General features: G+C 75.4%; 11 protein-coding genes. 7 read left to right on the top strand and 4 right to left on the bottom strand.

Annotated features, from left to right (window positions below; genetic code table 11):
• Positions 1 to 84: 84 nt before the first annotated feature.
• The 3 genes from AB0I72_RS07285 to pgi form a co-directional block, all read right to left on the bottom strand.
• Positions 85 to 1,749 (bottom strand): ABC-F family ATP-binding cassette domain-containing protein, encoded by a 1,665-nt coding sequence (locus AB0I72_RS07285; protein WP_358564011.1) that lies wholly within the window; start codon positions 1,747 to 1,749, stop codon positions 85 to 87.
• 308 nt (positions 1,750 to 2,057) lie between these two features.
• Entirely contained in the window at positions 2,058 to 2,564 is a 507-nt protein-coding gene (locus AB0I72_RS07280) for a hypothetical protein (RefSeq protein ID WP_358564009.1), read from the bottom strand.
• 97 nt (positions 2,565 to 2,661) lie between these two features.
• A complete protein-coding gene (pgi, locus tag AB0I72_RS07275) occupies positions 2,662 to 4,365 on the bottom strand; it encodes a glucose-6-phosphate isomerase (protein WP_358564007.1) in 1,704 nt (567 codons plus the stop codon).
• 206 nt (positions 4,366 to 4,571) lie between these two features.
• Here pgi and AB0I72_RS07270 point away from each other — a divergent pair, with 206 nt between their 5' ends.
• The 4 genes from AB0I72_RS07270 to AB0I72_RS07255 all read left to right on the top strand — a co-directional run bounded on the left by AB0I72_RS07270 (position 4,572) and on the right by AB0I72_RS07255 (position 7,881).
• Positions 4,572 to 4,886, top strand: a complete 315-nt coding sequence (locus AB0I72_RS07270; protein WP_358564005.1) for a hypothetical protein — start codon at positions 4,572 to 4,574, stop codon at positions 4,884 to 4,886.
• Between the two features lie 168 nt (positions 4,887 to 5,054).
• Positions 5,055 to 5,795: a (Fe-S)-binding protein gene (locus AB0I72_RS07265; RefSeq protein ID WP_358564003.1), complete on the top strand. Its 741-nt coding sequence runs from the start codon at positions 5,055 to 5,057 to the stop codon at positions 5,793 to 5,795.
• Positions 5,792 to 7,219 (top strand): lactate utilization protein B, encoded by a 1,428-nt coding sequence (locus AB0I72_RS07260; protein ID WP_358564001.1) that lies wholly within the window; start codon positions 5,792 to 5,794, stop codon positions 7,217 to 7,219. The genes AB0I72_RS07265 and AB0I72_RS07260 overlap by 4 nt, the downstream gene beginning before the upstream one ends.
• Complete coding sequence (locus AB0I72_RS07255) at positions 7,216 to 7,881, top strand: lactate utilization protein C (RefSeq protein WP_358563999.1); 666 nt, start codon at positions 7,216 to 7,218, stop codon at positions 7,879 to 7,881. The genes AB0I72_RS07260 and AB0I72_RS07255 overlap by 4 nt, the downstream gene beginning before the upstream one ends.
• A 113-nt stretch (positions 7,882 to 7,994) precedes the next feature.
• Here the strand turns inward: AB0I72_RS07255 and AB0I72_RS07250 are convergent, their stop codons facing one another.
• Positions 7,995 to 9,521 (bottom strand): cytochrome P450, encoded by a 1,527-nt coding sequence (locus AB0I72_RS07250; RefSeq protein WP_358563998.1) that lies wholly within the window; start codon positions 9,519 to 9,521, stop codon positions 7,995 to 7,997.
• Between the two features lie 254 nt (positions 9,522 to 9,775).
• Between AB0I72_RS07250 and AB0I72_RS07245 the strand changes: the two genes are divergently transcribed.
• The 3 genes from AB0I72_RS07245 to AB0I72_RS07235 all read left to right on the top strand — a co-directional run bounded on the left by AB0I72_RS07245 (position 9,776) and on the right by AB0I72_RS07235 (position 13,052).
• Positions 9,776 to 11,077 (top strand): DUF2786 domain-containing protein, encoded by a 1,302-nt coding sequence (locus AB0I72_RS07245; protein WP_358563996.1) that lies wholly within the window; start codon positions 9,776 to 9,778, stop codon positions 11,075 to 11,077.
• A gap of 72 nt (positions 11,078 to 11,149) precedes the next feature.
• Positions 11,150 to 11,938 carry an RNA ligase family protein gene (locus AB0I72_RS07240; protein ID WP_358563994.1) on the top strand — a complete coding sequence of 263 codons (789 nt, stop codon included), beginning with the start codon at positions 11,150 to 11,152 and terminating at the stop codon, positions 11,936 to 11,938.
• Complete coding sequence (locus AB0I72_RS07235) at positions 11,922 to 13,052, top strand: AAA family ATPase (protein ID WP_358563993.1); 1,131 nt, start codon at positions 11,922 to 11,924, stop codon at positions 13,050 to 13,052. Before AB0I72_RS07240 ends, AB0I72_RS07235 begins: the two co-directional genes overlap by 17 nt.
• Positions 13,053 to 13,067 lie beyond the last annotated feature (15 nt).

Raw genomic sequence — 13,067 nt, 5'->3', positions numbered from 1 at the left:
TTTTCCAGCGTCCGCGCCGACGGGGGTGTCGCGGCGGGCGGCGACCGTGTGCCGTGAGTTCGGCGGCGGTGCCGACCGCCACCTTTACGCCGTAGATTCCACAGTTCGGCGCCCGTCGGCCAGCCGCAGCCCCTCCCCCTGCCAACGGCGGCGCAGCCACCGGTCGTGCGTGGCCACCACCACGGCCCCGGGCGCGGTGCCCAGCGCCGCCTCCAACTCCTCGGCCAACGCCAGGGACAGGTGGTTGGTCGGCTCGTCCAGCAGCAGGACGTCCGGGGCGCGCCCGACCAGCAGCGCCAACGCCAGCCGCCGCCGCTGACCGACGCTCAGCTCCCCCACCGGCCGGTCCTGGTCGCGCGGGGCCACCAGCCCCAGGTCGCCCAGGCGCGGCGCGTCCGATCCGGCCCCGTGCCGCTCCTCGTACAGGGACCGCGGCGTGCGCGTCGGGTCGGGGAAGACCACGTCCTGTTCCAGCAGGGCCACCGACGACCCCCGCCGCCACTCGACCCGGCCCGACCGCGGCCGCAGCCGACCCGCCAGCGCGTACAGCAGCGTGGACTTGCCCGCCCCGTTGGGTCCGGTGACCAGGAGCCGACCGTCACCGGGCAGGTCCAGTCGGTCCAGGCGCAGACGGCCCGGGATCACCAGGTCGCGGACCCGGACCGCGGTGTCGGCGGCCGAACGGGGGTCCCGGGTCAGGGCCCCGGAGAACCGCAGCGGTCGCGGCGGCCTGCGCACCTGGTCGCGCTCCAGCGTCTCCAGGCGGACACGGGCGTCGCGGACGCGGCGCGAGACCTGCCTGTCCACCCGGCCGCCCTTGTAGTCGTAGGCCATCTTCTCGTTGTCCGTGGGGCCGCGCCCGTGCGCGACCCGGCGCGCGGTGGTGCGCACCGCCTCACGCAGCGCCCTGAGCTCGCCCTGCTCCCACTGGTGGCGCTGCTCCCAGCGCTCCCGCTCCAGCCGCTTCTCGCGCAGGTAGAAGGAGTAGGCGCCGCCGTGGAGGACGGGGCCGTCCACGGCCGGGTCCAGGTCCATCAGACCCGTGCACACGGCGTCCAGGAACACGCGGTCGTGGCTGGCCAGGACGACCACGCCGGGCAGGCCGCGCAGGTACCCCTCCAGGAACTCCAGCGCCTGGTCGTCGAGGTGGTTGGTCGGCTCGTCGAGCAGGAGCGCGCCGGGGCGGCGGATCAGCAGCGCGGCCAGGCCCAGGCGGCCGCGCTGGCCGCCCGACATCCGCCCCACCGGCCGGTCCGCCTCGACCCCGTCCAGGCCCAGGCCCGCCACGACCCTCCGCGCCCGCCGCTCCGCGTCCCACACGTCGAGGCGTTCGGCCTCGGCGAGGACCTCGCCGTACGCGCGCAGGAGCCGGTCGTCGGCCGGGTCGGCGTCCAGCGCGGCGGTGCTGGCGGCCAGGCGGCGCTCGACCTCCCGACCGGGTTCGAGCGCCTCGGCGACCACCTCGGCCAGGGTGGTGTCGGGTGCGTGCGGCAGCTCCTGGCGCAGGAAGCCGGTGTCGGCGGGCCGTGTCACGGTCCCGGCGTCGGGGTCCTCGACACCGCCGAGCAGGCGGAGCAGGGTCGACTTCCCCGCGCCGTTCTCCCCCACGAGGCCGAGCCGCTGGCCCGGGGCGACGTCGAGGCTGACGCCGTCGAGGACCACGCGGTCCCCGTAGGTTCTGGCGAGGTCGCGTGCGGTGAGCGGCGCCGCGTCGCGCGGGAGCGTCGGGGTCTTGGCGTCGAAGGTCATGGGACCACCCTTCGTTCGGGGTGGGCCTCGATGCGCGCGGCGGCGCCCGGGGCGGCCGCGAGGGACGACGGAGGTCGTCGACACCGAGACCGCACCACGGGCTGGACGTGGATGCGCCGGACGGGGTCGGCTCCAGCCCCGAGGGCGAGCCCCGCGCGTCCGGCGGTCGGTCTCGATGTCAGTTACGCATGTCGATCGCAGGCTAACCGGAGAGGGTGGGGGCGGGCAAGGAAGTTTCCCGCCCGCCCCGCGCGCACCGGCGCCGGCCGCCCCTCACCTCAGGCGGGGCACCGGCGTCGGCCGTCCGCTCACCGCTCGCGGAGGGCCCCGTCCCGCACCACCACACCCGTCTGCGGGCCGCCCTCCCCACAACCGGGGCCGTTGGCCTCCAGCATCCCGGGGGTCGCGGTGACCGTGTCGGTGAAGAGCTCCTCCCCGCCTTCTCCCCGGAGCGCGACACGCACCTCGACGGGGTCGGTGGGAAGGTCGTCGACGGGGGCGAAGCCGGTCAGCCCTCCGGTGGGGGCGGACCGCGCGGTGCACGCCCCCTCCGCCCCTTCCTCACAGCCCTCGTCGACGCTCTCGGCGGACTCCGACAGCTCGATCTCGGATCCTCGGCACCGCCCGTCCCAGCACACCTCCACCTCGGCGGTCCGTACCGCCGCGGCGTCGGAGGGCGCGACGTCCAGGGACACTCCCACCGGGACGCCGATCTCCGTGCAGGCCCTTCCCTCGCCGAGCGCCGAGGCGCAGCCCGCGACCGCACCGGCCAGGAACAACGCTCCGACCCACCGAACCGCGACGCGTACTCCCACTCTTCCTCTGTTCCCTTCTCGTCCGCTGGTTCGATCCATCGCCCGCCGGCGGCGCGGCGTCGGTGCGGCCCCCTCGGCGGTCATGGCGGAGCGCACGTCAACCACGACCGCGCAGCGCCCGGTACCGCGCCACCAGCGCGGCGGTGGAGGCGTCCAGGCCGGGGACGTCGGCGCCCCCGGTCAGGGCGGGCTCGACCCGCTTGGCCAGGACCTTGCCCAGCTCCACACCCCACTGGTCGAAGGAGTTGATGTTCCACACCGCGCCCTGCACGAACACCTTGTGCTCGTAGAGGGCGACCAGCTGCCCCAGCACCGAGGGGCTCAGCCGGTCGGCCAGGATCGTGGTGGTGGGGTGGTTGCCCGCGAACGTGCGGTGGGGGACCAGCTCGGCCGACACCCCCTCCGCGGCGACCTCCCGTGCGGTCCGCCCGAAGGCGAGCGCCTGCCCCTGGGCGAACAGGTTGGCCATGAGCAGGTCGTGCTGGGGGACCAGGGCGTCGGGCAGGTCCGGGGCGGGGTTGGCGAAGCCGATGAGGTCGGCGGGCACGAACCGGGTGCCCTGGTGCAGGAGCTGGAAGTAGGCGTGCTGGCCGTTGGTGCCGGGCGTGCCCCACACGATCGGGCCGGTCTGCCAGGTGACGGGCCGCCCGTCGCGCTGCACCGACTTGCCGTTGGACTCCATGTCCAGCTGTTGCAGGTAGGCGGTGAACTTCGACATGTGGTGGCTGTAGGGCAGCACCGCGTGGCTGTGGGCGTCGAAGAAGGCGCCGTACCACACGCCCAGCAGGCCGAGCAGGAAGGGCAGGTTGCGCGCGGGCGGCGCGGTGGCGAAGTGCTCGTCCATGAGGTGGAACCCGGCGAGCATCTCGCGGAACCGCTCCGGGCCCAGCGCCACCATCAGGGACAGGCCGATCGCCGAGTCGTAGGAGTAGCGGCCGCCGACCCAGTCCCAGAACCCGAACATGTTCTCGGGGTCGATGCCGAACGCGGACACGGCCTCGGCGTTGGTGGAGACCGCGACGAAGTGCTTGGCGACGGCCTCGCTGTCGGCGCCCACACCCAGACCGTCGGCCAGCCACGCGCGCGCGGCGGTCGCGTTGGTGATGGTCTCGACGGTGGTGAACGTCTTGGAGGCGACGACGAACAGGGTGCGGGCGGGGTCGGCGTCGACGAGCGCCTCGTGCAGGTCGGTGCCGTCCACGTTGGAGACGAACCGGAACTCCAGGCCGCGGTCGGTGTAGGGGCGCAGCGCCTCGTAGGCCATGGCCGGGCCCAGGTCGGAGCCGCCGATGCCGATGTTGACGACCCGCCGGACGCTCTGCCCGGTGTGTCCGAGCCAGGAGCGGGAGCGCACGCGGTCGGCGAAGGCGGCCATCCGGTCCAGGACGCGGTGCACGTCGGGGACGACGTCGTGGCCGTCGGAGGCGATGACCGCCCCGCGCGGCGCGCGCAGGGCGGTGTGCAGGACGGAGCGGCCCTCGGTGAGGTTGATGTGGTCCCCGCGCAGCATGGCGTCGCGCAGGTCGGCCACCCCGGTCGCGTCGGCGAGCGCGGCGAGCAGCTCCAGGGTCCGGTCGGTCACGAGGTTGCGGGAGTAGTCGACGTGCAGATCGCCGACGTCGAGCGCGAACCGCTCGGCGCGGCCGGGGTCGTCGGCGAACAGGTCGCGCAGGTGGGACGCGCCGAACCGGGTACGGTGCTCGCCCAGGGCGCTCCACTCCCCCCGCTGGTCCAGCGGGGTGGCCGGTCGGGCCCGGTCCCCGGTGTCCACCGCGCCGTGGGAGGTCGTACTGCCTGGCATCCGGTCGCTCCTCGTCGTCCGTGTCATCCGTGGGCCGGCACGAGGGGTCGGCGTGCCGGGGCCGCTCGTGCGGCGTCCCCCACCCTTTCACGGCCGTGGGTCCCGCCGGCGTCCCGCCACCGGTGATCTTCCGGGGCCATGACTGGCATCCCCCGCTCCGACCAGGCATGATCAAAGTAGGGGAAGCGAGCGCGAGGGGGCCGCCGGTGACGGAGCAACCCGAGGACTTCACGGTGGACGGCTCAGCCGACATCGACGACGTCGACGCCGTCATGGACGTGGGCGCGCCCGACCAGGACAGCGCCGTGGCCGAGTACCTGCTCGACCACCCCTACGGGCACCGCATCGAGGAGATCGAGGACCACGACGTCCTCGGCATCGAGGCGGAGGTCCGTCAGGAGATCCCCGACCCCGCGCTGGCCGCCGACGAGGACCGCTCGTCCGTGCCCCGGCGCGAGGAACTGGCCCGGCTGCTCAAGGCCGAGGAGTTCGCCGAGAAGGTGCGGCGCCGCCAGGACTGACCCGGGCCCGAGCCCGGCGCGGCCGACGGGCGCCGGCAACGGACGTGCGGCCTGGGTCGGATGTGGCACGTGGTGCGTGCGCCACCGGCCGCACGTACGCGGTGACGCCGGGCCCCGGTCCGTGCCACAGTGGTCCCGAGCCCGCGTCGGCGGGCGTCGAGGAGGCCCATGCGGATCGCGCTGTTCGTCACCTGCGTCAACGACACGCTCTTCCCCGACACCGGCCGCGCGGTCGTCCGCCTCCTCGAACGGCTGGGCCACGAGGTCGTCTTCCCCGCCGACCAGACCTGCTGCGGGCAGATGCACCACAACAGCGGCTACCGGCGCGCGGCGACCCGGCTGGCCGTGCACTTCGTCGAGACCTTCGCCGACGCCGACGTCGTGGTCGCCCCGTCGGGTTCGTGCGCGGCGATGGTCCGCGACGCCTACCCCCGCCTGGGCGAGGAGGGCGGCCGGCTCTCACGCGCGGTGGCCGACCTGGCCCCGCGCGTGTACGACCTGGCCGAACTCCTGGTGGACGTGCTCGGCGTGACCGACGTGGGCGCCTACTTCCCGCACCGGGTCGCCTACCACCCCACCTGCCACGGGCTGCGCGTGCTCGGCTTGGGCGACCGCCCGTACCGCCTGCTGCGCGCCGTGCGCGGGCTCGACCTGGTGGAGCTGCCCGGCGCCGCCGAGTGCTGCGGGTTCGGCGGGACCTTCGCCGTCAAGAACCCCGACGTGTCCGCCGCGATGGGCGCGGACAAGGCCCGCCACGCGGTGTCGACCGGGGCCGAGGTGCTGTGCGCGGTCGACAACTCCTGCCTCATGCACATCGGCGGCACCCTGTCGCGGCAGCGGTCCGGGATGCGGGTGGCGCACCTGGCCGAGATCCTCGCCAGCACCGAGAGGGAGGCCGTCCGTCGATGAGCGGCACGTTCCTGGGCATGCCGCCCTTCCCCGAGGCCGCGCGGTCCGCCGTGGGCGACGCCCAGCTCCGGCACAACCTGCGCCGTGCCACGCACACGATCCGCGACAAGCGCGCCGCCGTCGTCGACGAGATGGGCGAGGACTGGGCGCGGCTGCGCGCACGCGGCGCGGCGGTCAAGGAGCACACCCTGCGCCACCTGGACCACTACCTGGAGCGGCTGGAGGAGGCCGTGGAGCGGGCGGGCGGCCGGGTGCACTGGGCGGCCGACGCCGACGAGGCCAACGCGGTGGTCACCCGTCTGGTGCGCGAGAGCGGCGAGAGCGACGTCGTCAAGGTCAAGTCGATGGCCACGCAGGAGATCGGGCTCAACGAGGCGCTGGCGGAGGCGGGGATCACCGCCTACGAGACCGACCTGGCCGAACTGATCGTCCAGCTGGGCGGCGACCTGCCCTCGCACATCCTCGTGCCCGCCATCCACCTGGGGCGGTCGCGGATCCGGGAGATCTTCCTGGAGGAGATGTCCCGGTGGGGCACGCCCGCGCCGCCGGGGCTGACCGACGACCCGCGCGCGCTCGCCGAGGCCGCCCGGGTCCACCTGCGCGAACGGTTCCTGCGCACGCGCACCGCGGTGTCGGGGGCCAACTTCGCGGTGGCCGAGACCGGGACGCTCGTGGTGCTGGAGTCGGAGGGCAACGGCCGGATGTGTCTGACGTTGCCGCGCACGCTCATCTCGGTCGTCGGGATCGAGAAGGTGGTGCCGACCTGGGCTGACCTGGAGGTCTTCCTCCAGCTCCTGCCGCGCTCGTCGACCGGGGAGCGGATGAACCCGTACACCTCGACGTGGACGGGGGTGACGCCGGGCGACGGGCCGCGGGAGTTCCACCTGGTGCTGCTGGACAACGGCCGCAGCGACGTGCTGGCCGACACCGTGGGCCGCCAGGCGCTGCGCTGCATCCGCTGCTCGGCCTGCCTGAACACGTGCCCGGTCTACGAGCGCGTCGGCGGGCACGCCTACGGCTCGGTGTATCCGGGGCCGATCGGCGCGATCCTCACCCCGCAGCTGCGCGGGACGGCCTCGCGGGCGGAGGCGGCGCTGCCGTACGCGTCGTCGCTGTGCGGGGCCTGCTACGAGGTGTGCCCGGTGGCGATCGACATCCCGGAGGTCCTCGTCCACCTGCGTGAGCGGGTCGCGGGCGGCTCGGGCCACCTCGCGGAGCGGGCGGCGATGGCGGGCGCCGAGGCGGTGCTGGGCTCGCCGCGCGCCCTGGACGCGGTGCAGCGGGCCGCCGGGCTCCTGCGCGGAGCCGTCCCGCGGCGCCTTCCGGGGGCCGGGGCGGCGTGGACCGACACCCGCGACGTCCCCGAGGTCCCCCGGGAGTCGTTCCGTCGGTGGTGGGAGAAGCGGGAGAGGGGCAAGGCGTGAGCAGTGCGCGCGAACGCGTCCTGGGCAGGGTGCGGGCGGCCCTGGCGGACGTCCCGGGTGACGAACCGGCGCGGTGGCCGGAACGGACCGGTCGCCCCCACGCCGACGGCCACGGCGCCGGGCCGACCCTGGACGTGCTGGCGGACCGGCTGGCCGACTACCGGGCGGTGGTGCACCGGGTCGGCGCCGACCGGCTCGCCGAGGGCGTCGCGGCCTGTCTGGAGCGGCGCGGCGCCTCCCGGGTGGTGGCCCCCGGCGGAGCGCCGCCCGCGTGGTTCGCGCGGACAACGGGGGTGACCGTGCTGCGCGACTCCGTGGCGGAGCCGCTGTCGGTGGCCGCGTTGGACGCGGTCGACGGGGTCGTCACGGGGTGCGCGGTGGCCGTCGCCGAGACCGGCACGATCGTCCTGGACACGGGGCCGGAGCAGGGTCGGCGCGCGATCACCCTGGTCCCGGACCTGCACGTGTGCGTGGTCCGCGCCGAGCAGGTGGTCGACGGGGTACCGGAGGCCGTGCGCCTGCTCGACCCGCGTCGGCCGCTCACGTGGATCAGCGGCCCGTCGGCGACGAGCGACATCGAGCTCGACCGGGTGGAGGGCGTGCACGGCCCCCGTTCGCTGGAGGTGTTCGTCGTCGAGCGCGGCGCCGAACCGGGGGTGTAGCGGCCACGGGTCCCCCGGAGACGGAGGACCACGCGGGGAGGGGGCCGGGACGTCCGCGGGGGGAACGCGGGTAGCCGCGTGCGCCCGGGTCTTCCCCCGTCCGGCGGACGCCGCTACCCGCGCGGACGCCAGGTGGCCAGGAGCTGTTCGAGGGGGTCGGGCGTGCCGGGCTCCGGCTGGGCGAACGGCGCCTGGTAGCGCGCTCCGACGGCGCGCGGGGCGGCCGCCCGGGTGCGGGGGGCCGGTGTGGCGCGGGGGGCGGCCGTGTCGTTCCCGGTCTCCTCGGTGTCGTGTTTGGGGGCCAGGGGCGCCTGGTAGCGGGCGCCCCGCGGCGTGGGGCGGCGCTTGCGGCGGACCCAGCGCCCGCGCGTGGTCGGCGCGGCCTCCTCGGCCCCGGGTTCGGCGCGCTCGCCCGTGGGGGTGTACGTCACCGGCAGCCGTTCCAGGCCGTGTATGGCCAGGGAGGCCCGCCAGGTCAACCGGCTCGGGTCGACGGCCAGCGCCATGCCGCGCAGGCGGTCGACGACCATGTCGATGGCCGTGCGCACCAGGTCCCGGGAGAAGCCGGTGGCGGGGCAGCGGTGCGCCCCCGCGCCCCAGGACAGGTGGGAGCGGTTGCCCGCCATGGCCATCGCGTCGTCCCCGTCGCGGACCACCGACGGGTCCGCGTGGGCGGAGGCGAACCCGAACAGCATCGGCTCCCCCCGGCGGATGCGGGCCCCGGCGAAGCGGAGGTCCATGGCGGAGTAGCGCCCGGCGAGCATGCGGATCGGCGAGTCGGTCCACATGACGTAGTCGACGAAGTCCTCCGGGGTGAGGGCGCCGCCCAGGTAGGCGGTCCACACGGTGGGGTCCTCCAGCAGTTTGAGCAGGGCGTTGCCGATGAGGTGGGTGGTGGGTTCGTGCCCCGTCTCCCAGAGCAGGGACAGGGCCTCGACCGCCTCGTCGTCGGTGAGGGCGTGGGGGTGCTCCAGCAGTCGGCTGGCGAGGTCGTCGCCCGGCTCGGCGCGCTTGCGGGCGACCAGTCCGGTGAAGTAGGCGCGGATCGCCGGCGCGGCGGGTTCGGCGCGTTCGGGGTCGCCGCTCCACAGCCGCGCGGTGAGGTCGGCGAGCAGGCTCCCGTAGGCGTCGGGCAGGCCGAGGAGCTCGTTGAGCACGAGCGCGGGCAGCGGAGCGGCGAACCGGCCGATGAGGTCGGCGTGTCCGTCCGCCGCGACCGCGTCGAGCAGACGCACGGCCGCGCGCTCGACCACCGGGACGAGCTGGGGCGTGCCCACGGGGGTGAGCGCGTCGACGATGGGCGCGCGCAGCCGCCGGTGCTCCTCGCCGTCGTGGGTGAGCGCGCCCGTGCGCGCGGGCGCGGTGCCCGAGGCGCTCCACGGGCGGGGGTCGGCGGAGAAGTGGGTCTGGTCGCGCAGGACCTGGAGGTTCTCCTTGTAGCCGAGGAGGAGCCAGCCGGGCACGCCGGGCGCGATCTCGACCGGCGCCAGGCCCCCGTACTGGTCGCGGAGACGGCCCCAGGGCAGGTCGGCGGGGGTGGGCTCGTGCAGGGCCAGTGTCCCGCCGACGGGGCAGCGGGCCGCCTCCGCCCGGCCGTCCGGGACGCCGTCGCGGTCGGCGGATCCGGTTCCGTGGTGCATGGAGACTCCTCGGTGGCTGTGGATGCCACGCGACGTTATGCCGCGCATGTTTCCGGGGTGCTTCGGGCACGAAAGCTCCGGCTTTCGGCGGGGGACATCAGCCCGCAAGTCGGACTTGGGAGGATTGGTCCGCCGGTGTGCGACGGCGTCGGTTGCGGGGACGTTTCGGGCGTGTCACGGCGCGGCCGGGAGGAATCCGGCGGGCGGCTAGGATGGTCCGTCGGCTCGACCACCACGACCAGGGAGAACACACCGTGGGCAAGAGAGGCCGCGGACGGCGGCGGCGCGGCTTCGACCCGCGGGCCGAGGCCTGGGCGGGCCCGGCGCCCGCGGACTCCCCCGCCGAGGTGGTGCGGGGCGCCGTCGACGCACTGGTCCTGGGTGACGACGGCGGCGGCGTGGACATGGCCGTCGCACGCCTGGCCGACGTCGAGGATCCGACCTGGGCGCGGACCGCCGGGTCGGCGGTGACGGACGCCCTGACCCAGGGGCTGGTCGGGGTGTGGACGCGCGGCTGGCAGCCCGCCGAGACGGTGCGCCAGGTCGGCCGGGACCTCGACCGCGTGGCCGCGGCCGTGTGCGCGGACGCGGTCGTGGCCGAGCACGGCCGGCACTCCCCCGCCACGGTGGACCCCCGGTGGAGCGCACAGGTGCGGGAGCTGGAGCCCGTGCCGGAGTGGGGCGAGGGGTACCTCGCGCGGGCGGGGACACGGCACGGACTGTCGCGGTTCGAGGTCGTCGAGACGGCGCTGCGGGTGCTGGCCGTGCTGCGGGTGCTGCCGCCGATGCGTCCGCTGGGACCGCCGCCGGGCGCCTTTCGCCCCGCTCGCGAGGCCGCGGCGCGGGCGGTGTCGTCGGCGGACCGCTCCCGGCTGGAGCGGGTGCGGGCCCTGCTGGCCAAGGCCGAGTCGACGGAGTTCCCGCACGAGGCGGAGGCGTTGAGCGCCCGCGCCCAGGAGTTGATGGCGCGGCACAGCATCGACCGGGCGCTGTTGGCGGAGGAGCCCGGGGAGTCGAACGCCACGGCGGCCCGACGGCTCGCGGTGGACGCCCCCTACGACGAGCACAGGGCCGTCCTGCTGCACGAGGTCGCCGAGGCCAACCGCTGTCAGGCGATCTGGCACCGGGAGCTGGGGCTGTGCACGGTGATGGGGTTCGAGGACGACCTCGACGCGGTCGAGCTGATGTTCACGTCGCTGCTGGTGCAGGCCGAGAGCGCGATGCGCGCCAGCGGTGCGGTGCGCGACCGGTCGGGGCGGGGCGCGGGCCGGGACTTCCGGGCGTCGTTCCTCTCCGCGTTCGCGGTGCGCGTGGGGGAACGGCTCGCGGAGTCGGCCCGGGCCGCGCGGGAGGCCGCCGCGGCCGAGACGGGCGCCGACCTGGTGCCGCTGTTCGCCGCCCGGGAGCGCGAGGTGAGCGCCGCCGTCGAGGAGGCCTTCGGGGAGCTGACCCACTCGCGGGTGCGCGGCCCCCACAGCGAGGACGGGTGGGTCGAGGGCCGGGCGGCGGCCGACTCCGCATCGCTGGGCGGGCGCCGCCCGGTCCGGGGGGACTGACGGGCAGACGGCGCCCGGTTCGACGGAAAAACCGGTGGCCGTGCGCCGCGTCCACCGGATAGAACCTGGTGCATGTTGCACAAGTACCCGCGGACCCGGCACATCCGGGGGTCGCGCCTCCAGCCGGGCGACGGCGACCTGTCCGCCACGCCCTTCGGCGACCTGGTCGGGCGGCACCTGGTCGTCGAGGAGAAGCTGGACGGCGCCAACGCGGGGATCAGCTTCGGCCCCGACGGGCGGCTCCGGTTGCAGAGCCGGGGCCACTTCCTCACCGGCGGCCCGCGCGAGCGGCAGTTCGCCCCGCTCAAGGCCTGGGCGGCGACGGTCGCGCCCCGGCTGTGGCCGCGGCTGGGTGACCGGTACGTGCTCTACGGCGAGTGGCTGTACGCCAAGCACACGGTGTTCTACGACGCGCTGCCGCACCTCTTCTGCGAGTTCGACGTCCTCGACACCCGGGAGAACGTCTTCCTGTCCACACCGCGCCGCCGTGAGCTGCTGGAGGGCACCCCGGTGGTGTCGGTCCCGGTCCTGTCCTCGGGCCCGCTGGCCGACCTGGCCGCACTGACCCGCCTCGTGGGGCCCTCCACCTGCCGGACCCCGGACTGGCGGCGGGCGCTGGCGGCCGCCGCGCGGGCCGGGGGCGCCGACCCCGACCGCGCCCTGGCCGAGAGCGACGGATCCGACCTGATGGAGGGTCTGTACGTCAAGGTCGAGGAGGGCGACCGCACCGTCGACCGGTACAAGTGGGTGCGCCCGGAGTTCACCACCGCCGTACTGGACTCGGGGACGCACTGGCTGGACCGCCCGCTCATCGCCAACCGCCTCGCCGACCCGGAGGTGCTCCATGCGACCGTTCGATGAGCTGTGTCCCGCTCCCCCGGCCTGGTCGCTGGACTGGGCGGCGGTCCGCGAGGCGCTGCCGTGGGTGCGGGAGATGGCGGGGGTGGAGCAGGACCCGGTCCACCACGCCGAGGGGGACGTGGAGACGCACACCCGCATGGCCTGCGAGGCGCTGGCGGAGCTGCCCGAGTGGCGGGCGCGTCCCGCCGCCGAGCGGGTCCGACTGTTCGCGACCGTCCTCCTGCACGACGTCGGCAAGCCCGCGTGCACGCGTCGGGACCAGGACGGCCGGATCACGGCGCACGGGCACTCACGGCGCGGTGAGCTCATGGCGCGCCGACTGCTGTGGGAGGGCGGCGCCGACGTCGGGTGGCGTGAGCACGTGGCCGCGCTGATCCGCCACCACCAGGTGCCGTTCTGGGCCCTGGAGCGCCCGGACCCGCGCACGATCGCGTTCCGGGTGAGCCTGGTGGCGCGCAACGACGACCTGGCGCTGCTGGCCACCGCCGACATCCTGGGACGCCGCTGCGGCGACACGGCCGAGGTGCTGGACAACATCGCGCTGTACCGCGAGTACTGCGCCGAACAGCGGTGCCTGGACCGCCCCCGCAACTTCCCCTCCGACCACGCGCGGTTCTGGTTCTTCCGCAAGCCGGACCGCGACCCCGACTACGCGGCCTATGACGACACCCGTCTGGCGGTGACGGTCATGTCCGGGCTGCCCGGCGCGGGCAAGGACACGTGGATCGGCGCCCACCGGGCGGACCTGCCGGTGGTGAGCCTGGACGCGGTGCGCGACCGGATGGGGGTGTCCCCGACCGGGCCGCAGGGGCGGGTGGCCGCCGCCGCGCACGAGCTGGCCAGGGAACACCTGCGGGCGGGGCGGTCGTTCGTGTGGAACGCCACCAACCTGTCGCGCGACGTGCGCGACCGGTGCGTCGGACTGGCCGCGGCGTACCGGGGCCGGGTGGAGATCGTGTCCCTGGAGGCGCCGCCGGGGGTGCTGCGGTCCCGGCTGGACCGCCGCGCCGACCCGGTTCCGGCCGCGGCCGTGGAGCGCCTGGTCCGGCGCTGGGAGTACCCCGACCCCACCGAGGCGCACCGAATCACGCGGATCGCCTGGACCGAGCGGTAGGGCCGGCGCGGGCGG

This window comes from Nocardiopsis sp. NPDC049922 (assembly GCF_040660275.1).
Lineage (GTDB): Bacteria > Actinomycetota > Actinomycetes > Streptosporangiales > Streptosporangiaceae > Nocardiopsis.
Note: the sequence above shows the minus strand (reverse complement) of the source record. Positions and strands in the feature narration are given on the sequence as shown.